Origin of the sequence: Nostoc commune NIES-4072, from assembly GCF_003113895.1 — a bacterium.
Lineage (GTDB): Bacteria > Cyanobacteriota > Cyanobacteriia > Cyanobacteriales > Nostocaceae > Nostoc > Nostoc commune.
In genome coordinates this window covers 4,036,515-4,061,608 of record NZ_BDUD01000001.1, presented here as the reverse complement: position 1 = coordinate 4,061,608, position 25,094 = coordinate 4,036,515, and the positions used below count along the sequence as shown (strand labels likewise).

Sequence of the window (25,094 nt, the reverse complement as noted above, 5' to 3'; positions counted from 1 at the left end):
AGAAGTGCTATATTAACTTCGCTTTGAAGAAGATTGTTTCTGTTTTGAAACGCTACGCTGAGGGTTTAAAAATGGGGGAATGGGACAATCTAGCGTCATTGCGATCGCTCTTAGTAAATCTGCTTCTGACTGTGTTACTTTATTATCCAAAAGTACCGTGTGGGCGCAGGCATCAACAATAGCTTGCTTGAGTTTGGGACTGGCAAGGCGGAGGCGATCGATACTCTTCTTAAGTTCAGTGAAATTACAGGTAAATGGCATGTCTGGTTTCTCTTGCTCTCCGGCTTTAGGAAGTCGAAAAACTCCAGAACGAAAAGCATAGGCGATGTCTTCGGTGGAGGCATCGGGTTGGGAGTATCCGATGCGGGCAATGACGGACAATACTAATAAACTATCTGGCCAAATTTCTTCTATAGAGGTAAATTCGACTGTTGTCGCAGATGTGGGATTTATACTAGGTTGCAGGCGATGCCACAGGATTAACTGCAACACAAAATGCCACACTGATAAACTTCCGGTAGCTACAACTAAACCGTGGACACATTTGCACAACCTTTGGCATTCTTTGGCAGAATTTTGACGCAATACGGGTACTGCCAAATCCACAAGTGGCAAGCGAATTCTGGGATCTAACTGGCTAATTTCGCTGCTCAATTCCAGGGTTTTGTCTACCAACTCAGCAGGTTGCACCTCGCGTAACCAAGCAATTTGACGTTGTTGGATCTCGATATTTTCAGTATCTAACGCTAGCGCAAAAGCGATCGCCATTGCACTTTCCTGTTCCCGCACACCCAAGCGCAAGGATTCTGGTAACTGCGATAACAACGCTTGGGCATGGGCAAAATGCTCTGGTGTGACGCTTCCCACTTGGTTTACAATCTGTTCTGGTGTGGGGCCAGAACCACCAGCAAAGCCCATTGTTAGGGATTCCTGAGAGGGGGAACGCGCTTGATTACGAGATGGCATTGCTGGTAAATTGCTGACGTTCAAACCCCCAACGCGGCGGATACGTTCTGCTAAGGGTGGGTGGGTAGAAAACATATTTTCCCAGAAAGAGGGGTTAAGGGCGTTGCCAAAAAACATGTGGCTAGCGGCTTCTGCTCCGGGCGCAATCAAACGTGAATCCATCTTTTGGAGTTTTTGGAAGACTCCGGTAAGTCCGTTGGGGTTACGAGTGAACTGTACAGCCGAAGCATCGGCGAGAAATTCCCGTTGGCGAGAGACGGCGGCTTTAATTAAGCGTCCGCAGAATAATCCGATACCGCCAATTGCCATCAATGCCAAACCAAAAGCCCAGATAGGTAAACCCTTGTCTTCCTTTCCTAAACGGAAGCTATCACGAATGCGCCAGAGCAATTCCCCGGTTAAGTAAATGAACAAAATACCGTGGAGTAGTCCCACCAAACGCAAATTCAGCCGCATATCTCCATTGAGAATATGACTGAATTCGTGGCCGATAACTCCTTGTAACTCATCCCGGTTCAGGTGTTGCAAAGTTCCACGGGTAACTCCAATTACAGCATCATTGGGGGTAAATCCGGCAGCAAAGGCATTAATGCTGGTTTCTCTTTCCAGGAGATAAACTTCGGGGACGGAAATACCAGAAGCGATCGCCATTTCCTCGACAATATTTAATAGTTGTCGCCCTGGTTCATCTGCCATATCTCGTATCAGGAGTCTTCCCCCTAACTCTTGGGCAATTACGCTTCCGCCCTCACGGAGATAGGCAATTTTATATAAGCTTCCGATTGCGATCGCAACTATTGTAATCCCAGCCACGTAGAGAAATATCCCTGGATGCCACCAAATACGGGGAGCCATGCCCAACAGAAATAAAGTGGCAATATAAATCGCCATAATCATGACTGCGATCGACAGGGAAAATAACCCGATTAATTGTTGCGTATTTTGGCGTGCCCGATCCTGATGTTCAAAGAAATTCATAGACACCTAAAAAGACACGCGTGGAGCATTTCTCATTTCTGGAGTAGCTTCGGGGAGCAATTCTGCAACGGTAAAGTTAAAAGTATTAGCCACAAGGTTGCTGGGGAAAGACTCACTCTTAGTGTTGTAAAGTGTCACCGCGTCATTAAAAGCCTGACGTGCAAAAGCAATCCGGTTTTCAGTGGAAGATAATTCTTCCATAACCTGAGTCATGGCGCGATCGGCTTTCAATTCGGGATAAGATTCTGAAAGTACCATCAACCGACTTAAAGCACCCGTTAGCGCCCCTTCAGCATTGCCCAACTGTTGCATCGCTTGTGGATCGCCGGGATTTTTCGCTGCACGACTGCTAGCATTAATTGCAGAATTTCGAGCTGCAATAACTGCCTCTAGAGTTTCCCGTTCATGTTTCATATACCCTTTAGCAGTTTCCACCAAGTTGGGAATTAAATCATAGCGACGCTGTAATTGAACATCGATTTGAGAATAAGCATTTTTGTAACGATTGCGATACTTGACTAAATCGTTGTAGCTATTAATGATAATTACAGCAACAATGGCGACTAAAGCAACAGAAAATATTAAAAGCCCCATATTTTTAGATGATTTCCATCAGATACTTACTTTATATCCAGCAAAATTTGTGTGGATATAAAGATGAGTTTACTTGTAGCAAGTTGGCTTCGTCGTCTGTAAAATTAGTTACGCAAATTTACTGGTGTAATATTTTTTAAATAGCCGCAAAGCAGCAGAGAACGCAGAGAGAAACAATTTCCAACAATTCCAAATTGTTTGTGAATATAGGATTACTATTTGATTTTTGAACGAAATTAAGTATTGTAGAGTGTGTTAGAACGGAGTTCGTAACGCACTATGAACACGAGTTTTATGCCGTACTCTCTGTGCTAACACATCCTACGTATATTTTCTCCAAATCAAACCGGATTCCTATATCATCTCTTTTTTCTCTGTGTACTTTGCGTCTCTGTGGTTGATTAAAAATTGTAGTCCGAGTAAGTTACCCATGAATATGAAGAAATAGGGAATAACCACTGACAGCAAAAATAAAAAGGATAGCGGCAGGAAAAATTACTACATCCCTGACAATAAATAAAATCCAATCTTTTCTTAGTTCTTGTTTAAACTTGAGTTCTCGCAGCTTACGCTCAAGTTCTACATCTTCTTGTGATTGCAAATTTTCGGGTGACAGAATTAGTGGATTGTCGCCTTGGCTGGCAATTATTTTTGATAAATCTGTTTTATCTGTCATGCTGTTTAGATACCAATAATTTCAGCTTCAAGATTTTGGTTATCATCTGCAATCCAGATATGCTTGACTTCTAAGGCAATTTCTAGGAGTGCGTAGGCATCGCTCACGTAGCGATACTGTCCGTCGTACCATCGGTACTCAACAACTGGTGTTTTCGTTAGTAGCGATCGCGTCCAAATTTCTGTGGTCGATTGTCGCTCATTAAGATGAATAGCATCCAGCCAACCGTACCCTTTATAATCTTCGGGGGTCTACTCGGTAAATTTCTCCCACCAAGGGACATTTTTTATAATATCACCTGCACTGTTGGCAATCCAGACCATTGATGAAGTTGTTGTCACCAGAAAGCGATAGCGTCAAACTTAATGGTTTTGTTACCGAAAAAAAGACTGTCGGCTTCTAAGACTGATTCGCTAATATTGCCTGCATGAACATAATCAGTCCAGGGATAGGATGTCATTTCGTCCAACGTCCAGCCAAACACTCGTTCAAAGCTTGGGCTAACCCATTGAAAATACCCGTCGATACGCTTAACTCATCCCCCGGCTTTACGCGGTGAGGGAAATCGAAGTCATTAGTCATTAGTAGTTATACACGATTTTTCGTGTTTAATAATACTAATGACTAAGACGACTTGGCGACAATTCCTCCCGTACCCTGAAGGAACGGGCTTCCAAGTCGTCTTTCGGTGATCACTTGAAAATCTGAACCGACGGCACTAATGCCAAGTGATGGTGTCAAAGTATGTCGGGTTTAGTAAGTAATTGTACAGAAAAATTTACACATGAGTTCTTGACTAGATAAGGATTTCAGGTCAAAATTATGTAATTAATTTTGTCTTACATAGGCTTAGATGTATAGCCTATTGCTAGTATCTTTTGGCATCTTGGTAAGTCTGATTAGCTATACCCCTATACCCCATCTTTTTGTAATTTTAGCTGGATTTCTGGAAAAGACATGATGCCAGATGTAGAAAACTTCAGATATTACTTGAAGCTAAAAAAGCTCAAGAGGGAGCGAAAATAGAATTATGGTATTAGTTAAAGAGATAACAGCAGGTAGTACAATCGCAGTTCGTGGATTAGATTTGCAGTTGTTTTGGCAATTAAATCAATTAGTTCCTAATTCATTAGTCAGTATTTCCGACTTAAATATTAACAAAGGTGAAGGACTTTTCCCTTACTGCCAGCTTCCTGCACGGAATGCCTTAGAAGCAGCATTGAGAGCTTACGCAAAACCTTTGACTATTAATAGTGCCTATCGTTCTGTCATTGCCCAAGCAATGCTTTATAGCCAAAAGCAGAGGGGATTAATTGATAATTTGGTAGGATATCCAGGAAAATCAGACCATCAAAAGGGTGGGTCTTTAGACATAGAAGAGTGGGCAAAAGTGAAATCTCTAATGACCAGTCATGGATGGAGATGGACTTATGGCGACAAAGATCCAATGCACTTTGATTGCACATCTAATGAAATTAAAGATATCCGTCCCAATTCAATCAAAGCTTTCCAAAAACTATGGAACAAGGCAAATCCAAATAAACAGATTGCTGAAGATGGAGATTTAGGGGAAAAAACCTTAAATTGTATTTATAATTCTCCTGCTGAAGGATTCTCAAACGTTGAATATCCTAGAGTTTTAAAGCTGACAAGCCCATTACAACAAGGAAAAGATGTAGGCGAAATGCAATTAGCTCTTAGAAAAGCTAATATTGAATTACAACAAGCCAACCAGGTATTTGACCAAGCTACAGAACAGGCTGTAAAAGCTTTTCAACAGTCAAAAGGGTTGTCCCCCGATGGTGTAGTAGGCGAAGAAACTAGGAGCCTTTTACAGTTAAACTAGCAGAGTAACCTCATCTAATTTGGTATAAAGAGTTGACAAATTAAAAAGGATAAGCATAAACGACCGTGTAAAAAATGGGCTTGACGACTGAGCAAGATCAATGAGGTGAATTCAATGCTACCGTTGAAAATTGCCAGGAGTTAAGTTGATGTCAGAAGGCTTTGCAACTAAATCTGTTGATCCTAGTAAAAATTCTCGTAATCATCGCCAGCTAACAGAAATAGCACAAATTGGGCGTATTTAACAGAGTCTAATTGAGTATTTGGCTGACGTCAAAGATTCCAGAGTACAGCATCCAATGAAATTACAGCGATTCCAGCATTATCAGATATATTTACTTACAATATTACTGGTTTAGTAAAGTAGGAAAAGTGGGTTTAGTAGGATCTTTTGAAGCAACCCTTGATTATGCTGCTGATAAGCTGTAATTTAGTGATTATTACAAAGTCAATATCAACTAAGATAAGTACTTAATGAGACAAGTTATTGAGAGAAACGCAAGGGTTTGGGATAAGAATCAATAAAAGTGATGAAAACTCAATATTTATTATTGGATAAAATGTATGAATACTAATAAGCTACCAGTAGCTAGAGGATTACTAATCATTGGAAGTATTATAGGAATCCGGTTTGATTTCTGAAAATATCTGTAGGATGTGTTAGCGACAGCGTAACGCATCAAACCCTTGATAATAGTGCGTTACGAACTCCGTTCTAACACACTCTACAATACCTAATTCCGTTCAAAAATCAAATAGTAATCCTATATTCATTTAATAAACAATCTTTATCAGTTTTTTGTGAAAGCTTATCAGCAGCTAGATTCAATTTACAAAGTTTATGTTCCGGGAAGAGTATTAACAGTGTTAGGAGGGCCAGAAGCAAATATATTTGTTTCTCGAAAGGGGATAAATTGCTTTAGTACTCGTATAATTTACACTGATATTGCAAAGGAATTAGGCGTAAGTCTAATAGCCGAATTGGATGGTGAGGAGCATCGCCGATATCGCAAGATAATTGAGCAGTTTTTATCTACTAATAAAGTAGAGCAATATATAAAAACAATGGCTCTGGTTATCTTAAACCTATCAAATAATTGGCAATTGGGTCAACGTTGGCAAGTACAAGTAGATGATTTAATACAAAAACTTACTTTTGTACAATTGGGATTAAGTTTTCTAAGAGGTCAAAAATGTTATGGAAGAACTACCTTGGATTATACAATACTAATTAAAGGATTATTATACTTTAAATGCGTTTGCCCTAGTTAAACTAATAGTTGATCAATAAAGAATTAAGGATAGTAAAAACTTTTAATCAACTGTGCAATGGGTATCTATTAAAATGTCTAGCTATCTACCTCTCATTATTGAGAAGTAGATTAAGCTAATCGTCATTCATTTTTCCAGAATAATTCCCTCTATAGAATGATATAGCTATAGCTATCTAGTACCTTCCAAAAATTTATTATTTAACTTCTTCATTCCAGATACCTACCTTCTCAAATTCTGCATAAGCAAGCTTCAAAAAGTTTACTACTCTCTGTCTTCCTATAATTCCAAATTCTTTATTCTCTCTGGCTTCAGCAAAGGTCATTCTGTTTTGGTCTATTATGTTTCTTTCTTTATATGCTAGTTTCGGAAAATCTATAACAATAATTTTATATTTTTTGATTAGTTTCTGTATATTCACATCTGAATCTACATGTTCCCAATCATCACACAGCCCTAAATTGCGTACCAGAATATGAGGTATTTTTTCCCCGTAGCTATTCACTGACTGTCCAAACAGGTTAAGACTATCATATCCTCCTGTAGAGACAAACCATTTGCAAAAAGTTACTCCCTCAGAATTCCCTAGTTCAATTAACTGATTTCTTTCTATCCAGTCAAAGACTGCTCTATGTGATTGTGCTGCCAAATTCACAACTACTGGCTTATTTGTCGCCATCTCAAATATTCTATCTGCCTTATCAGCCTGCCGCTCATTCTCGCTAAACACTGCATACTGACATATTCCTTTATAGACTCCTGCCACATCTGGATTTGATCTATCTGTTTCTACTGGTACAAACGGGATTTTCTTATCCAGAAAGTACTGAATCATTGTCCTAGTTACTAAAGACTTCCCTACTCCACCCTTCTCACCATCTATCAAATGAATCGTCGGCATAACACCCACCTTTAATACTGATTAAACTCACTCAATATATCTGAACTAGGCTTAGAAGTTTTTGGCGTTTGTCGCCTAGTAGTTTTAGCAGTTTTCTGAGAACCCTTACCCCCTTTTAACAATGATTGCTTCTCTTGTAACTCCTCTGTTAATTGACCTACATCTTTCAGAGCATTTTGAGAGTCCTCTGTTACTCCTATAACTGTTGGTGTTACCGATGATTCTGTTGAAGTCTGAGTCGAATCTTCAAAAGATAAAACTTGTTTTGGTTTAACCCTTCGCTGACGAGAACGCTTTTCTTTTTCAATTTCAGTTAAATATTGCTTAAGTGTCGCTGCGGAAATTTTTATTTCTTGCTTCTCTAGTAGCTGCGATAGGTCTTGATAACTATAGCCTTTCTTCAGTGCCGATTGAAGTTGTTCACGCAGAAAGTAAATACTCTCTCGCAGAGATAATTCCTCTTTAGCCTTCTCTTCTAGCTTCTCTAATTCTCCCAACGTAGTTTGGAGTTTATCAATTGGAATCTTCTGCCCTGGAGTTGTGCGTACCATTTTTGATGATGACTGAACTGAAAATTTCATTAATCTTATCACCACATGTTCTTGTGTGGGTGATAACCACACACACATTAATGAAACCAAGCTCTTGCTCCAGAGCGATCGCATCTAATTCGGTAAGAAATTTTGGCTTCGGTGTTGGAAGATCATGGTGCAGAAATATTTAAATCATTGTGGCAGGAAAGTTTGCTGTTGGCAGTGCTATTTTTACGTCACAGATGGATGGAAGGTTTACTCCAGCTTTATTGAACCAAAGTCGAAAAAGAAAATACCCGTTTACGTCATTAAGCTAATGAGCATTTAAGTTGCATACAAACAAGCTCAAGCGTATCAACCTGGAAAAATAAATGACGATTAGCTTACTTAGCACGCTTACATTGCAAAATCTTGTGCTATTTTAAGTCAGTAGATATACTTAAATACTCAATTTGCTTATTATTTTTAAGCAGAAGTATATATAAATACTAGTGTTTTTACTGAGTCATCACGCATTTATGCCACGCCATACTTTTTAAATATCGAAAAGTTAAAAAAAGAAAAAATATATGTTTTAGTGTAAATATATGTTTTATTCTAAAAAAGGTAAAATGCAGTATGCTAAGTGAAGAATGCAACAAGTGTGTAGGTTTCTGACCTACACTGAGTGATAGTCACAAAATCAGAAATTTTACTGAGTGACTAAGATACTTGGCTACGTTCACTTGTAACTCTTTGGTTTGAGCATTTTACAAAAGGAATAAATCCCTTTTGTCCTCTACCTTTAGAGGTAAATTAGAGAGTTAAGTTTTAAAATCAATAATCTAACCGAAGAGCTGTTGCATAAACTATCAAATAACTGTATTGTTTAAAGTGGTTTTTACAAATACCACTAAGCATTACACAAAAAAATGGGAAAAATGAAAAAATTGCTTTGCTTAATTTATGAACAGTATTAATGTACACCTTCTAAGGTTTGCGTTTGAAATAAGTACTTAATGGGCATTGCAAGATTTGGCAGTGATTGCATTTCTTGAATAAGTTCTATGGGTTCGGCATTCTCGTCTAGCCATAGTCCCTGTAGACTTTAAAAGACTTGGCTTCGCTAATTTGAATTAATTTACAGATATTGTTCTTAAGATAGGAAGGCTGTAATGTTTACTTGAAATACAAGAGTTGCTTCAAAAATCAACTAAAAACTGTGGCAAATCTGAATTTTCCTGTTCAACATCCCGATGTTAACAGGTAAAACTAAACCGTGACTTAAACCGGGAGTTAACCCCCCTAGTCTCCTAAAATACCAGAGGGATTATCCCAGGTTTAGCTGTCTATCAGGTTGTTAAAAAGTTAACCTTTGCGGGCTAACTTGATATACATTTTCTGCAAAATCTCGGGCAAGAGAAATTCAGAACTAGCTGCGGCACTTTTGTGCAGCCGCCTTTACCATGAATGACAACCAATTAAAATTATGACACAAACTCTTCATCAAAATCAAGCTGTTATCAAGCATTTTTTTGTAAGTTTTAACGCTTGCAAAAGTGGTTTCTTTGACCAATTTACTGCTACAGCCAAAATTCCCATTATAAACCGCAATTTCGGCTAAAAAATATAAATTCTTTTGTCTGTTTTCTAGTTAATTCTTAATTAGCGCCCAAATTGCCAGAATAAAATCTTTAAAATTCTATAAATGGACAAATTTGGGATTTTAAAACACAAAATCAGCCAAGTTAAATTTCTCTATAGCAAAATAATTTTGCTAATAAGGCGAAATTCAGTAACTAGTAAGCTTGGTGAGCTAATCTGAGAATTATATCAATAATCAATCACCTATGCACTTAAACAGATGTGGATATTGCTTGTTCGGCAACGCCTTTGTTTGAAGTCAAAGCTGATAGTTATATTCAAACCAACATAGGTGCATAGAAAGCAGAGATCAAAATTTTAATTTTTGTAGCGCGTTTGAGGAGGTGAGTAAGTGCTATTTGTATTTTCCTTTTCCATGTACCAATATATTTGGAATTGCCTATTTTACCGTGAACTTGGGGATTTATTGCTGGCTTATTGTGGCAATCCGTCGCCAACTAAATCTACCAAGCATTCTGCACTCATCATCTTCAGTTGAGCGAGGTGATCCGCAAATGATGTTTACTCATTTTCAATTTACATAATTTTACAAGAAAGGCAGAGGGCAAAACGTGGAAGGAAAGAAATATTAATGTAAACCTTAGTTGTAAGTACAGAGATGCACTAATATAGCAAAATTTCTACGAGATGTGTAGCACAAGATACAAAAGAGCAAGTAGAGTCTGTGGTTCTACCCAAGTGGATCAACCCGCCGCGTGAGTAAGTATCCCGACTTGAGCGGACTGGGATCATTTGGCGTCGAATCTCTCGCTTAAAAACGTGGTTTGCTTATGCTTTCTAAATCAGATAGGCAATAGTGCAACATTGGACATAATGGAAATTGTTCACAAAGTTCAATGTAACATCCACTCTTATTATTTACTTGCAAATCTAACTTAGTTGATTGCAAGTACTACATACAATAAGTCAGCATTTGTAAATATTAGTAATTCAATTACAAATATATAAATGCTAGTTTTCCTATCTTCGACTGGAGAAATAAAATTTTCATATAAAATAAATATCGGAGTGATTAAAAATATATGTTATAGACAGTTAAATCATTGTTAAGTCATCATTTAAAAATAAATTAAAAAAAGATGAGCAAGTGTTTTTAGAATAAGATCAGAGCAAAAACCTGGAAAACTTTTAGAGAGTATCGATGCCAAGCTTAGAAGCTGAACAGGCTTGTATCATTGCGTTGAGGCTTTGATTGCCTAAAATTTACTAACTCAAAATTCACTATAAGTTTCTTAAATCACATTTAAATAAGCATAATAACTTCAGTTAGTTATTATGTTTGTTTCAATGTGATTTACTTTTTTGCCTACTAGCAAAAAAGTAAATAAAGAGAGTATTGCTAAATACATTGTTAAGAGAGATAAATCTATATCAATAGAGGGATTTGTTAGAAAATTTTAAATGGTGTGTTGACTTATAGAAGAAATACCTATATTCTAAATGCATCAAACAAAAACAAAAGTAATCTCTGATTTTTGAAATCGGTGAAACCCATCTAAATTAATTTAGATGATAAGAAATATTAATCAGCAATGAATAAATCACTATTTGTTGTAATTTGATTTATTTTCTAAGCTTTAAACCTATCATTTAAATATTTGTTAATGAACAGGTTTTAGCGAGATTAACTTAGAATATTTAAAAAATAAGATAGTCTTATTGACATCATGATTGACATCATGCGATCGCCCTAAATTTCTGACGCAGATTCAAGATGATATCCGTCTGAAAAATAACTGTAATTGAATATATAGAGGCACATTGAATGAGTGTTTATTCCAACAGCGTGATAAGTCCGCATCAGTTTTCAACGTTAGTTGAATTGCTGATTTATAGAGCAAAAAACCAGTCTGAACAAAAAGCTTATACTTTTTTACAAAGTATAGAGACAGAAGCAGCATCGTTGACTTATAAAGAGTTACATGTGCAAGCACAAGCGATCGCAGCTAGTCTCCAGGCTCTAAATCTTGGCGGTGAACGTGCTTTGCTGCTATATCAACCGGGTCTAGATTTTATCGCTGCTTTCTTTGGATGTTTATATGCCGGCGTTATTGCTGTTCCTGCATATCCACCCAGACGAAATCAAAAATTGTCTAGGTTGCAGGCAATAGCCGCAGATGCCCAAGCCAAAATTGTACTGACTTCTAAATCTATTTTAGATAACCTCCAAACTAGTTCTAATCAAGAGGATTTAGAAATTTCGGGATTGCATTGGCTAGCTACCGATGAGTTGAGTAACGATCTAGCGCAAGCATGGCAACCGCAGGAATTGACCGGTGATACCTTAGCTTTCCTCCAATACACATCTGGCTCTACAGGGACGCCAAAGGGGGTGATGATCAGTCATGGGAATCTGCTGCATAACGAGCGGATGATCGAGAAAGCTTTCGGACATACAAACAAAACTATCGTTGTTGGTTGGTTACCTGTCTTCCATGATATGGGACTCATTGGAAATGTCTTGCAACCCCTGTATTTAGGAGTTCCTTGCATTCTGATGTCTCCAGTAGAGTTTCTTCAAAAACCAATTCGTTGGTTACAAGCAATATCTCACTACAAAGCTACAACTAGTGGCGGGCCAAATTTTGCTTATGATCTTTGCATTCGCAAGGTGACACCCGAACAGTTAGCAACTCTCGATCTCAGCAGTTGGGAGGTTGCTTTTACCGGTGCTGAACCTGTCCGTGCTGAGACTTTAGAACAGTTTGCTTCAACTTTTGCACCTTGTGGCTTTCGCAAAGAAGCATTTTATCCCTGCTACGGTATGGCAGAAACCACTCTGATAGTAAGCGGAGGTGAGAAAACAGCTTTACCAATCACTTGCAATGTAGATAAAGCGGCATTAGAGCAAAACCGAATTGTTAAGCAGCATAAGAGTCAGGGAGATATCCAGACAATAGTAGGTTGTGGGCAAAGTCCTTCTGATCAGAAGGTGATCATTGTTGATCCCCAATCTTTAACGATATGTGCACCTGAGCAAGTAGGGGAAATCTGGGTAGCAGGCCCAAGTGTTGCTCAAGGTTATTGGAATCAACCTGAAGAGACAGAAAAGGCTTTCCGTGCCTACTTAGCAGATACAGATATAAGCGATGCTGAAACCTCAATCCCGTTTTTTCGCACTGGAGATTTAGGATTTTTGCAAGATGGGGAGTTGTTTATCACAGGGAGACTCAAAGATGTAATTATCATCAGAGGGCAAAATCATTATCCCCAAGATATTGAACTGACTGTTGAAAAGAGCCATCCAGCCCTGAAACCTGCTTCAGGAGCCGCATTTTCCGTTGATTTCAAGGGTTCTGAGCGACTAGTTATTGTTCAGGAGGTAGAGCGTAGTTACTTACGTAAGTTAAACGTTCAAGAAATTCTGGGAAATGTAAGACAAGCAGTGATTGCACAGCATGGACTAGATATATTCGCTACGGTACTCATCAAGACTGGAAGTATTCCCAAAACCTCTAGTGGCAAAATTCGCCGTCAAGCTTGTAGAACTGCATTTCTTGCTGGCACCTTGGATGTCATGGAGGATTGGAGTGAGAATCCTCAGAACAAAGCTAAGTTTAAGGATCTAGAAGCAGAGGTTGATTCTGTTTTAAGGCAGTTAACACCTACTAACCAGCTATAAACAGCAATCAAATTATCCAGGAAAAAATTCATACCAACCCAACTCAATAGCAGACATACAAGATGAGTTTTGTTAAATCCCTTCAGAAGCAGAAGAAAGCGATCCCAAATAAATACCTGCAAACTCTCTAGAGGTTTATCTATAGGTAGTTAGATTAAAAACTATCATACATTTCCAATAGTTGAGTCGCAGTAGTAGCAGATAGCTCCAGATACCGGGATCATTTATTTTCTAGAGTTTTTTAGCTTGGTTTGGAATATAAATATCTCCAAAACAGCTATGGTTGCAGTAAAAAACTGAACACATTTCATTTGATTGTTAAAACATTTACAGACACAAGGAGTTAAACCATGACAATGCAAAATCTGGAATTGAATACCACATCTACAATTGCACTGAAGCAGATCCCAACAGCAGCAGAAATTCAAGCGTGGATAGTTTTATATCTAGCTGACTTGCTGGAAGTTGATTCAGACGAAATCGAAGTCACAATACCTTTTGACCGCTATGGATTAGACTCTTCAGCAGCAGTCGGTTTGACAGGTGACTTAGAAGACTGGTTGGGATGTGAACTCGATCCAACCCTACTATATGATTACCCAACTGTTGAGGCTCTAGTTAAGCATTTAGTCTCAGAGTTAAAAGTTGAAAAATAATCTCAATTCTCTTCATATTTAGTGCATTCAGGAGAAAATCATGGTAACTCTAAATAAGACTCTCGAACCGTTAGAAGCGCAGGAACCAACGCACTTCCATCGGATTGAAAAAACTTACCAAAATAATAAAGACTCAGATTATACTGAGAAACTCAAAGAACTGGGTAACGAATTTAATTACGCCAAAAACAGCAATTATTATTGGAGTAAACCTGACCTTTCGCTTCTGTATGGGACTCCTCTTTATGATGCTGCTTCTGAAACCCAAAAACTAGCCCTTAACCATCTTTATTGGGTTGGAAATTATAACCATACTGCTGTTAGCGAAGCCAGTACAAGTATTTACAACATGGTCACGTCTGGTGTTTTTCGTGCCGTTGGTGGTTATGAAACGCTTTGTGATGAACTGGACTTTGAAACCGAGCAGGAAAGCTACCACATTCGTACCTTTCAAAAGATCGGCTACAAATCGAAAATGGCGATTGTTGGTAAAACCATATTGGGTAATTCCCTTTATGGCAAAACAGCAAAAGACAACAGTAGTTGGCTTAATCTTTTGATTCCTCAACCTGTGCGAGAGTATTTCACCTCTAATCAAGGAAGTTCTCCCTTTTCAATACAGCGAGATAATACCTTAAGCGCGATCGCTAAGACAATGTTGAGCGATAAAAAACAGTATTACTCTCAGTATTTGAGAAATTTAGAAGAAAAAGGTGAGCCGATTCCTGCACCAGCAGATGGACTAGCAGGACGAATCGCACCCCGCCACTGGTTACGGTTTTTTACTGTTCACTGGGGTATGTCGCCGTTTATGGCGTGTCAATACTATTCCTTGCGCTATACGGCTAATGCGATTCTCAAGAATCAGGAATATCCTTATGTCAGGTATTACCGAGAGTTAGAGCAAAAAGGCGAGTATATTCCGGCTCCAACAGCTGTTTCTTATTACCACTTATTGGACGAGGCTTTCCATACAACAATCTCTCAAACCATTGCCAGAGATATGTATAAGGATTTCCCCAAGCCAACTGCTTACGAGAAATTTATCTCTGGTTCGATAGTCTATCAAATCCAACGCAACCTTTTGAGCGGACTTTCTGGAGTATTACCAGGTCGTTGTGTTTATGATGACCAGATGTTGATGCTCTTTTACTACAAGCTCTTAAAGTCTCCTTTATTTGATATGGAAACAAAAGAAGCACTTGATTGGATGGAAAAATGCTTCTGCCAAGAACATGAAGGTTTCCAAACCGGGCTTAAATATCATCAAAGTCTTTTGGAATTGATGCGGAGATTATTTAATCGCCTAGACTATCAGTGGTCTGTCAACCGTAACATGGGGATTATGGCTGCTGGAGCCTCAATTGACAAAGCAATTCAAAACAATATTCCGGTCTTTAAAGAGTTCAAAAAATCGGTTATAGCTCAAGACACTTAAAGCAATCCGTAAGGGACTTCCAAATAAAAAATATCCAAAAAACTCTCTCTTCTTTATTCCTGTGTGTTCTCTGTGTTCTCGGCGTCTAGGTTTATTTGGGTAATTTATTTCTTGGAAATCCCTAATTCACAATTCGTAATTAAATTATTAACTACGAATTAGTAATTAGTTAAAAAGAGGCATAATATTTTGATGGAAGCCATAGCAATTGTTGGCATTGGTTGCCGTTTTCCCAAAGCTAAAAATCCTGAGTTGTTTTGGCATCTCTTGCGTGATGGAGTAGATGCGATCGCACAAGTACCACCAGAACGATGGGATATAAACGCCTTTTATGAATCTAAGCCAGCGACACCAGGAAAAATGAACTCCCGTTCGGGCGGTTTTTTAGATCAAGTAGATTTGTTTGATCCCAACTTTTTTGGAATTTCTGCCCGCGAGGCAGAACATCTAGACCCCCAGCAAAGATTAGTCTTGGAAGTAGCTTGGGAAGCTTTAGAAAATACTGGACTTGTACCAAAAACTCTAGCTGGTAGCCAAACAGGTGTGTTCATCGGTGTTACCAACGCTGACTACCACAAACTGATCTACAAAGACTCTTCCCAAATCGGTGCATATAGTGCTACGGGGACTACTCCTTGCATTGCCGCCAATCGTCTATCCTACTTGCTAAATCTGCGTGGCCCCAGTATAGCTATAGATACAGCTTGTTCTTCATCATTAGTAGCAATTCATTTAGCTTGCCAGAGTTTACGAAACGGAGAGTCCAATCTCTGCCTAGCTGGAGGAGTTAACTTAATGTTAGCTCCAGAGCCTGCAATTTCTTGCTCCCAAGCTCAGATGATGGCTCCTGACGGTCGCTGTAAGACCTTTGACGCTAGTGCTGATGGTTATAGCAGAGGAGAAGGTTGCGGCGTTGTCGTACTTAAGCGTCTAGAAGATGCCGTGCGTGATGGAGACAACATTTTGGCGCTAATTAGAGGCTCGGCAATTAACCAAGATGGTACAAGTAATGGACTGACAGCTCCCAATGGGCCTTCCCAGCAAGCAGTTATTCGCCAAGCCTTAGAACAGGCTGGAGTCGCCCCAGCGCAGATTAGCTATGTAGAAGCTCACGGGACTGGCACTTCTTTAGGAGATCCCATTGAAGTCAAATCCCTCAAAGCTGTATTGATGGAAGGTCGTTCCCCAGATCAACCCTGTTGGATTGGCTCAGTCAAGACCAACATTGGTCATTTAGAAGGTGCTGCTGGTATGGCTGGCCTGATCAAGGTGGTCTTACAAATGCAGCAACGGGAAATTGCGCCTCATCTGCATCTTAAGCAGCTTAATCCTTATATTTCTCTGGAAGGCACACCCTTTGCCATTCCAGTTGAGCGTCAGCCTTGGTCTTCCTCTGAAAGTCGCTTGGCAGGAGTCAGTGCTTTTAGTTTCGGTGGCACCAATTGTCACATAATTTTAGAAGAATCACCATCTAATTTTAGATTGGGGAATACTGGTTCTATAGAACGACCCCAGCATATTCTGACCCTATCGGCGAAAACTGCTCCAGCTCTAGTGGAACTAGCACAAGAGTATCAAGATTTCTTTGCGTCTCATCCAGAAGTATCGTTGGCGGATGTCTGCTTTAGTGGAAATACGGGGCGATCGCATTTTGAGCATCGCTTGGCTGTTGTTGGTGAATCTGCTGTCCAAATGTGTCAGCAATTGAGTGCTTTTGGCGCTGGAGAAGATACTTCCGGTCTTAGGAGTGGGCAATTAAAGAAAAAGAAGTTGCCGAAGCTAGCATTTTTATTCACCGGTCAGGGATCGCAGTATGTCGGTATGGGCCGTCAACTCTACGATACCCAACCGATTTTTAGGGAAGCTATTGACAAATGCGCCCAAATTCTGCATCCATATCTTAAGCAGCCTTTAGTAGAGATTCTTTATCCCGAAGCTGGCAAATCTTCGCCTTTAGATGAAACTGCTTATACTCAACCAGCCTTGTTTGCTCTGGAATATGCTCTATTTCAGTTATGGGAATCCTGGGGGATCAAACCAGATGCAGTGATGGGGCATAGTGTAGGTGAATATGCAGCTGCTTGTATTGCCGGGATATTTAGTTTAGAAGATGGTCTAAAGTTAATTGCCGAACGCGCTCGTCTCATGCAGGCATTGCCCCAAGATGGTGAGATGGTGGCGGTAATTGCGTCGGAAGCTTTAGTAACCTCAATTATTCAACCTTATGCCCAAGTAGCCATCGCTGCGATTAATGGCCCTAAGAATATAGTAATTTCTGGCGATCGCGACGTTATAGAAATAGTCACCAACATTCTGCGGACACAAGGAATCACGACGAAAAAGTTACAAGTTTCTCATGCTTTCCACTCTCCCTTAATGGAACCAATGCTAGGTGAGTTTGAGCAAGTAGCTAAAAATATTACCTACTCTTCACCTAAAATTAGTCTAATTTCCAATCTCACTGGTCAACCAATTACAGATGAAATGGCTACCCCTGAGTATTGGTGCAATCATGTGCGGCAGCCAGTAAGATTTGCAGACAGTATGGAGTCGCTGTATCAGAGGGGCTACAAGATATTTGTCGAGATTGGCCCCAAGCCTATACTCATGGGAATGGGTCGTTATTGTTTGCCGGAGGGAGAGGGAACTTGGCTGCCTAGCCTGCGGACTGGGCGTGAAGATTGGCAACAAATCCTTGACAGTTTGGCGACATTGTACATTAAGGGTGCGATCGTAGATTGGAATGGCTTTGATCGAGACTATGCCCGTCGTCGAGTTGTTTTACCAAATTACCCATTTCAACGCCAGCGCTATTGGTTTGAACAAGTTAAGAATGGGGATTCAAAAACAGAGTCTTTATCCCCAGATCGGATTCAGACTCAAATCTTCAATCTTTTACATCAAGGGGAGACTCAAGAACTAGCCAAATACTTACAAACTGCAACACAATTCTCAGAAGAAGAAATCAAAGTACTCCCTAAGCTGCTAGACATATTAGCCAAGCAACATCAACAACAACTAACAGCAGCATCCTACAAAGATTGGCTCTACGAAGTTAGTTGGCAGCCTAAGCCACGTCAGTTGACACAAATCAGCGCTCAAGAACCTGGTAGTTGGCTGATTTTAGCTGACAGATCGGGTGTTGGACAAGCTCTAGCCCATCTTTTACAAAAGCAGGGTGAAAATTGTTTTCTGGTCTATCCTGGGGACAGCTATGAAGTTAAACAGCCTGGAACTTGGAGTGTTAACCCATCGAACCCAGCCGATTTTGAGCAGCTTGTGCAAGAGGTAGTGGGAACTAACAACTTACCGTTAAAAGGAGTTGTTCACCTGTGGAGTTTAGAAGCAGGATTGACTTCAGAATTAACCGTCCCTTTAATAGAAAAGATTCAGGTTCTTGGTTGTGCCAGTACCTTGCATCTAGTGCAAGCTCTTGCCTCACGCCTCGCTTCGCCCCGTTTGTGGTTAGTAACTAGAGGAGCAGTACCAGCAGTATCCTCATTGCAAGCACCAGCCCAGGCTTCTTTGTGGGGATTGGGTAAAGTTATTGCTTTAGAGCATCCCAAGTTGTGGGGAGGACTACTAGATTTGGCTGCCGATGCTCCCACAGATGAAGCAGTAAATCTGTTAGCAGAGATTCGGGATTCTCAAGGGGAAGACCAAATCGCCTTCCGAGAAGGACGGCGTTATGTGGCTCGTCTCATCCGCAGCGAAGTATCAGAGGCTCGTTCAATATCTCTGCAATCAGATAGCACATATTTGGTTACTGGAGGGTTGGGAGCATTAGGTCTAAAAGTAGCACAGTGGATGGTAGAGCAAGGGGCGCGGCATTTAATGCTGACTGGGCGCAAACAGGCATCAGCTGAAGTACTCCAAGCGATCGTTCAGATGGAAAATCTGGGAGCAAAGGTAGCGATCGCCACTGCTGATGTCGCCCACTGGAGCGATATGGTCAGAGTATTCGAGGAAATTAAAACCTCGATGCCACCTCTGGGAGGAATTATCCACGCTGCTGGTATGCTCCACGATGGCATCCTTCGACAGCAGGAGTGGAAGTCCTTCGAGCAAGTTATGGCAGCAAAGGTTAGAGGAACTTGGATTCTGCACACATTGAGCCAGCAGTTACAACTGGATTTCTTTGTTACATTTTCCTCGGCTGCGGCGTTATTAGGTTCGCCAGGTCAAGGAAATTATGCAGCCGCCAATGCTTTCATGGATGCGTTAACCGATTATCGCCGAGCATCAGGACTACCAGGATTAAGCATCAACTGGGGACTTTGGAAAGATGCTGGCATGGCTACAAGTCTGGGAAACCGCGATCAAGCGAGATTAGCAGCTCAAGGAATGGAGTCTATACCATTAGAACAGGGATTGCAGATATTAGGAAATTTGCTAGGACAGGATAGAAGCCAGGTAGGAGTATTGCCAGTCAACTGGTCTAAGTTCTGCGAACAATTTCCTGAAGGTGTGGTTTCACCATTTTTGGAATCTTTCATTGCCATAGATAAAAAACCATCGTTGCAACGAACAAAATTTTTACAACAGTTAGAAGCAACCCCTGTAAACGAGCGGCAACCTCTTTTAATTGCTCACATCCAAACTGAACTTGTTAAACTTTTAGGGATTGATGCATCGGAATTAGAGCCGCAACAAGGTTTTCTTGATCTCGGCATGGATTCTCTGATGGCAGTGGAGTTAAAGAACCGTTTGGAAAGCACTCTAAGTTGTTCTCTACCTTCAACTTTAGTTTTTGACTATCCCACAATTGAGGCGCTTGTTGATTATCTACTAAAAGATGCGATTGCATCTTTAATTTCTGATGAATCTGCTGTCGAATCACAAGAAACCAACCATAAGGAGCAAGTTGTAACTGAGTCATATTTAGACGATTTATCAGACAGCGAAGCCGAAGCACTGCTGCTTGGTAAATTAAATAGCATGAGGTACTGAAGAGATGTCAGAACAAGAAAATAATGTATCACCCATCAAGCGGGCGCTTCGGGCGATTGAAGACCTGCAAGCCAAAGTTAACCAGCTAGAGTACGCCAAACGAGAACCAATTGCAATTATTGGCATGGGTTGCCGATTTCCCGGTGCTGACAATCCAGAGGCTTTCTGGCAACTGTTACGCAATGGAGTTGATGCCATTACTGAAGTTCCTGCCGATCGCTGGGATATTGAAAAATTATATGATCCAGATCCTGATGCTCCTGGCAAGGTGTGTACCCGCAAAGGCGGTTTTTTGACTCAGGTAGATGGGTTTAACCCTGAATTTTTTGGGATTTCAGCGAGAGAAGCAGCAAGTATAGATCCCCAACAACGGCTCTTACTAGAGGTTGGTTGGGAGGCTTTAGAAAATGCAACTCTTGCACCAGAGCATTTGTATAACAGTTCTACAGGAGTGTTTATCGGCATTTACCTCAATGATTACAGCAAGGTAATGTCGTCAGTAGGAGACTCCACCCAAATCGACGCTTTTAGTGCGATCGGTAACTCCTTGAGTGTAGCGGCTGGGCGCTTGTCGTATATTTTAGGGCTAAAAGGCCCAAGTATGGCGATCGATACTTCTTGTTCTTCTTCATTAGTTTCAGTACATTTGGCTTGTCAAAGTTTGCGGCTGGGTGAATGCAATCTAGCCTTAGCTGGCGGAGTTGGCTTGAATCTCGTCCCAGACACCAGCATTGCTCTCTCCAAGTCACGGATGTTAAATCCTAACGGTCGCTGCCAAACCTTTGATGCTGCTGCCAATGGCTTTGTCAAAGGAGAAGGGTGTGGTGTCGTCGTCCTCAAGCGCCTCAAAGATGCTTTAGCTGACGGGGATAATATCTTAGCCTTGATTCGGGGTTCTGCGGTGAATCACAATGGGCGTAGTAGTAGCTTGATTGCTCCTAATGGGATGTCTCAGCAAGCTACGATTCGCCAAGCTTTAGAAAATAGTGGCGTAGACTCAGCCGAGATTGACTATGTAGAAGTTCAGGGTACAGGGACATCAGTTGGAGAACCGATTGAGGTGGCAGCTTTGGGGGCGATATTTGGTAAGAATCGTCCTCAAGATCAACCTTTAGTTATTGGTTCAGTAAAAACCAACATTGGTCACTTAGAACCCGCTTCTGGGATCGCCAGTTTAATTAAGGTGGTGCTGGCTTTGCAACATGGAGAAATCCCACCGCATCTGCATTTTCAGCAGCCTAATCCTAACATTAAATGGGATGAATTCAGGCTAAAAGTTCCGACTGAGCGAATGCCCTGGACTGTAGGAGCAAAGAGCCGACTGGCGGGAGTTAATACTTTTGGCTTTAGCGGCACTAACGCTCATGTGATTTTAGAAGAGGCTCCATCTGATTTTAGATTGCCGATTTTAGATTTTAGATTGGGTGATACTGGTCAAAATGTTCCAAAATCCAAAATCCAAAATCCAAAATCCATAGAGCGCCCCCTACATTTACTAGCACTATCAGCGAAGACAGACGAAGCTCTAATTCAGTTAGCCGAACGGTATGAGAAGCACTTGGCTGCTAACCCAGACTTAGCTTTAGGAGATATCTGCTTTAGTGCCAATAGCGGGCGATCGCACTTTCAGCATCGGTTAAGTGTGGTAGCATCTTCAACTACCGAACTTTATGAAAAGCTAGCCGCCTTCCGCGCTGGGCAAGAAGTAGCAGGCTTATTTAAAGGAAAAGTCGCAGGTTCTCCTAAAATAGCCTTCATTTTCACAGGCGTGAGCTACCAGCATCTAGGAATGGGGCGTAAACTCTACGAAACTCAACCTACCTTCCGTGCTGCTCTCGACCATTGCGATCAAATCCTGCGTCCTTACTTAGAGCAACCATTACTAGAGACAATTTTCTCTCAATCCCCCCCTGCCTCCCCTGCTCCCCCTGCCCCCCCTGCCCTCTTCGCCCTAGAGTATGCCCTTTTCCAGTTATGGAAATCCTGGGGTATACAACCCACCACAGTTATGGGTAACGATGTCGGGGAATACGTTGCTGCTTGTGTAGCTGGAGTTTTCAGCTTGGAAGATGCCTTGAAGTTAGTTGTCAAATCCCAAGTAGACGAGTTTGAAAAAATCGCTAAGGAAGTAACCTACTCTCAACCACGAATTCCCGTAGTTTCTCATCTAACTGGTGAAATAGCTACCCCTGAGTATTGGTTTGAGCAAGTACGAAAACCCGTAAATGCAGCCAGCGTAGATATTTTAGCTCAACAGGGGTACGAAATATTTGTAGAAATAGGTAGCGATCGCTTATCTAAGAATGAAAAAGTTTTCCTTCCTAGTTTGCATCCAGAAAAAGAAGATTGGCAACAGCTACTAGAAAGTTTAGGAACTTTATATGTACATGGAGCAAAAGTAGACTGGTTAGCCTTTGACCTAGATTACTCGCGTCAACGTCTACAATTACCAACCTATCCCTGGCAGCGAAAGCGCCACTGGTTTACAGCTAATCGTAATGGGCACGAGAAAGTTGAGAGCGTCTCGCCGAATAAATCTCTCGGTAATGCAGACTTTAAGCAATTAGTCAAGCAGTTAGAAATGACCGCAGAACTCTCACAAGCAGAGTTGAATTTGCTGCCGAGACTGCTTGAGCTATTAGAGAAGCAACATCAGCAGACCGAAACTCAGGAGGAAACTAACATAACATTGCAGCAACTCAGTCTTAAATCTCTGACAGCAGAAGATATTCAAGCTTGGTTAGTTAACCAAATTGCCCAAGAACTGGGAGTCAAACCAGATGAAATTAATGTCCGGCTACCTTTTGACAGTTACGGCTTAGATTCCGTGCTAGCGATCGCGATTGCTAGTACTGGAAAACAATTTCTCGGACTTGATATGTCTCCACTTCTCTTAGTGCATTATCCCACTATAGAATCACTTTCACAGCATCTAGCCAAAGAAGTAGAAGCTTCTGAATCAGAAACCTTTGAAATTTAAGTTAAGCATTTCTTGCTTCGCGTCCTTTGCGTCTTTGCGTCTACGTTCAAAAAACTTACTTTTAGCCAACCCTATTGACACATAATTCATTCTGAATTCTGATTCCTGACCCCTGAATTCTGTTTAAATAACAACAAAAATGGTGAATCTATGAACGTATCAGAACTTTTGGAAAATCTTAATCATCAAGGCGTTCAGTTGTGGGCTGATAATGATAAACTCAAGATTAATTCTCCGAAAGGATTACTAACAGCAGAAATCCGTACAGAACTAGCTCAACGCAAAACAGAAATTCTCGCCTTTCTGCAAAATAGTAACGATGTCGTTACTGATAGTTCTACAACTAAAGCTCAAGACCTGAGTTTGCAAACAATTGGTCGTTTGATTGGTGGTTATTGTCGTAAAATTACAGGCTTTATCCCTCCTGTCATCGATCCAAAAGTGATGGCAAATAAGCTAAAAGTTACCTTTAGACCTTTGCCTAATGGTTATAAAGAAGAAACAGTTTTACAGTTTAGGAAAGAGTTAGAACATAAATTACAAGAAAACGGAGTTCAGATATTATCTTGGGAAGAAGCAACTAAAGAGTTTAACTACGAAATTACTATTCCTTTAATTAATTGGAAAAGGAATATTACCACAAGGGTGATTAAATCAGGTGTTAATGCTGTCGTAGATGTTGAAAAACATCCTTCTTTGTTTGGCAAAGCAAAGATAGTTTTAGCAGAATTGCTCTATCGATTATATTCTCGTTTTGTTTTCAACAAAAACCCGATATCTGCTGCTAAAATCATGCAATTTATCAGTTGGGCTGAAGAGAGTGTCCAACCACTTGAAGACCCAACAAATACTCAAGCGATCGTTTTAACAAAACTGAATCCAAAGCTAGTCGATCCAAAAATACCTTATCAGCAAAAAATTCCAATTGGTGTAAATACCCTCATCAAGAACTTTTCGGAAATTGTGATTGGGGTTGACAACACCAATATCTCTATCTTAAACATGAACCTCTCAGACTCAGTATTTTCTACAGAGTTACTTGATGAGTTCGTTTCTAAATCCTTAATTCCTAAAATCTTTGTCCCAATTCAACCATTACCTTTAAGTCGATTTGAAATTGGTGAATATGACGCGAAAGCATCTGCCTATGCAGGTCAATTAGTCAAATTGGGTAAAGAATTAGCATCAACAGATTTACTACCTTCTGGTTTTAAAATTAACGATGTGATGAAAAGAAAGTCCCATCGAGATATTGTAGACTGGATGATAAATGGCAGAACCGGAGTTTCTTACGGTTTTGTTGCATACGCCGAACCGCCACAATATATCGGTGCTGTAGAAATATCCGAGAGGGAGTGGGACAGCTTATCAACGATCGCAGGATTCAGCCGTGATGAACTGCGTCAGAATCAAATTGGTAGAAGGTATATCAAAACCAAGATTGCCGAAAAATACGTATTTAAACAAATACCAGATATCTGGCTTGCTAGTTCTCGTTCAGGCTCAAATAAAACAAACCTGAATTTAGAAACAGACATATTTAGGATTGGATTACAAGACAGATTATTACTCCAGTTGCCAAAAGGACTTGATTCTGGAGCAGGCGAGATCAAACCATCTTACGATATCTATGTCATGGTGGCGATCGCACTGGCTGCTGCTTTATACGCACCAGAGTTAATTGAAAATGGGATGCCAATGGTTCATTTCCACGGATATCCTTCAAAAGAGTGGTTGCAACCCCATGAATACTGTACTGGAGTTCAAAATCCCTCAGTTCCTTGTGGAACTTATGAATCAGGAGTTTTTAATTTCTTAGGTATATACAATTTAGTGAATAAATATGGCAGCAATATTGCCTTAGCCAGTTTGATAGAACCAGATCATGGCACAAATATTATTGCTTCTGACTGGAAATATTTACTCGCCAGAATCAAAACCGGAGTTGAACAGGAGCAAATTGAACTGGGTGGGAAACATTTCCCTTCTCTCAAAGAGAACGTTGCTACTTCCTGAACTAAGTTGTACTGAATGAAAGA

13 protein-coding genes and 1 pseudogene are annotated in these 25,094 nt (G+C 40.5%); 9 read left to right on the top strand and 5 right to left on the bottom strand.

What is annotated here, in order from left to right; all coding sequences use genetic code 11:
- Positions 1-12: 12 nt before the first annotated feature.
- The 3 genes from CDC33_RS17855 to CDC33_RS17845 all read right to left on the bottom strand — a co-directional run bounded on the left by CDC33_RS17855 (position 13) and on the right by CDC33_RS17845 (position 3,214).
- The gene (locus tag CDC33_RS17855) at positions 13-1,944 is read right to left on the bottom strand and encodes a M48 family metallopeptidase (RefSeq protein WP_109009618.1); all 1,932 of its coding nucleotides are present in this window, start codon (positions 1,942-1,944) and stop codon (positions 13-15) included.
- A 6-nt stretch (positions 1,945-1,950) separates the two neighbouring features.
- Positions 1,951-2,538, bottom strand: coding sequence for a LemA family protein (locus CDC33_RS17850; RefSeq protein ID WP_109009617.1), 588 nt, complete (start codon positions 2,536-2,538; stop codon positions 1,951-1,953).
- A 424-nt stretch (positions 2,539-2,962) separates the two neighbouring features.
- Positions 2,963-3,214, bottom strand: a complete 252-nt coding sequence (locus CDC33_RS17845; RefSeq protein WP_109009616.1) for a hypothetical protein — start codon at positions 3,212-3,214, stop codon at positions 2,963-2,965.
- A gap of 1,030 nt (positions 3,215-4,244) precedes the next feature.
- Between CDC33_RS17845 and CDC33_RS17835 the strand changes: the two genes are divergently transcribed.
- Positions 4,245-5,060 (top strand): peptidoglycan-binding protein, encoded by an 816-nt coding sequence (locus CDC33_RS17835; protein WP_109009615.1) that lies wholly within the window; start codon positions 4,245-4,247, stop codon positions 5,058-5,060.
- 767 nt (positions 5,061-5,827) lie between these two features.
- Positions 5,828-6,331, top strand: a complete 504-nt coding sequence (locus CDC33_RS17830) for a cytochrome P450 (RefSeq protein WP_109009614.1) — start codon at positions 5,828-5,830, stop codon at positions 6,329-6,331.
- Between the two features lie 196 nt (positions 6,332-6,527).
- Here the strand turns inward: CDC33_RS17830 and CDC33_RS17825 are convergent, their stop codons facing one another.
- Entirely contained in the window at positions 6,528-7,232 is a 705-nt protein-coding gene (locus tag CDC33_RS17825; protein WP_109012615.1) for a P-loop NTPase family protein, read from the bottom strand.
- An 11-nt stretch (positions 7,233-7,243) separates the two neighbouring features.
- Complete coding sequence (locus tag CDC33_RS17820) at positions 7,244-7,813, bottom strand: hypothetical protein (protein ID WP_146195836.1); 570 nt, start codon at positions 7,811-7,813, stop codon at positions 7,244-7,246.
- Positions 7,814-7,912: 99 nt separating this feature from the next.
- Here CDC33_RS17820 and CDC33_RS41970 point away from each other — a divergent pair.
- From CDC33_RS41970 to CDC33_RS17785, 7 genes and pseudogenes are all read left to right on the top strand, one after another.
- Positions 7,913-8,037, top strand: a pseudogene (locus CDC33_RS41970) (IS1 family transposase); the annotation flags it as partial.
- 3,137 nt (positions 8,038-11,174) lie between these two features.
- A complete protein-coding gene (locus tag CDC33_RS17810) occupies positions 11,175-13,031 on the top strand; it encodes a fatty acyl-AMP ligase (RefSeq protein WP_109009612.1) in 1,857 nt (618 codons plus the stop codon).
- Between the two features lie 350 nt (positions 13,032-13,381).
- A complete protein-coding gene (locus tag CDC33_RS17805; protein ID WP_109009611.1) occupies positions 13,382-13,687 on the top strand; it encodes an acyl carrier protein in 306 nt (101 codons plus the stop codon).
- Positions 13,688-13,727: 40 nt separating this feature from the next.
- On the top strand, positions 13,728-15,125 hold the full coding sequence (locus CDC33_RS17800) for a hypothetical protein (RefSeq protein ID WP_244919260.1): 1,398 nt from the start codon (positions 13,728-13,730) through the stop codon (positions 15,123-15,125).
- A gap of 192 nt (positions 15,126-15,317) precedes the next feature.
- Positions 15,318-20,075: a type I polyketide synthase gene (locus CDC33_RS17795; protein WP_109009610.1), complete on the top strand. Its 4,758-nt coding sequence runs from the start codon at positions 15,318-15,320 to the stop codon at positions 20,073-20,075.
- Between the two features lie 4 nt (positions 20,076-20,079).
- Positions 20,080-23,055, top strand: a complete 2,976-nt coding sequence (locus CDC33_RS17790; protein ID WP_109009609.1) for a type I polyketide synthase — start codon at positions 20,080-20,082, stop codon at positions 23,053-23,055.
- Between the two features lie 150 nt (positions 23,056-23,205).
- Positions 23,206-25,071 carry a TubC N-terminal docking domain-related protein gene (locus tag CDC33_RS17785; protein WP_109009608.1) on the top strand — a complete coding sequence of 622 codons (1,866 nt, stop codon included), beginning with the start codon at positions 23,206-23,208 and terminating at the stop codon, positions 25,069-25,071.
- Positions 25,072-25,094 lie beyond the last annotated feature (23 nt).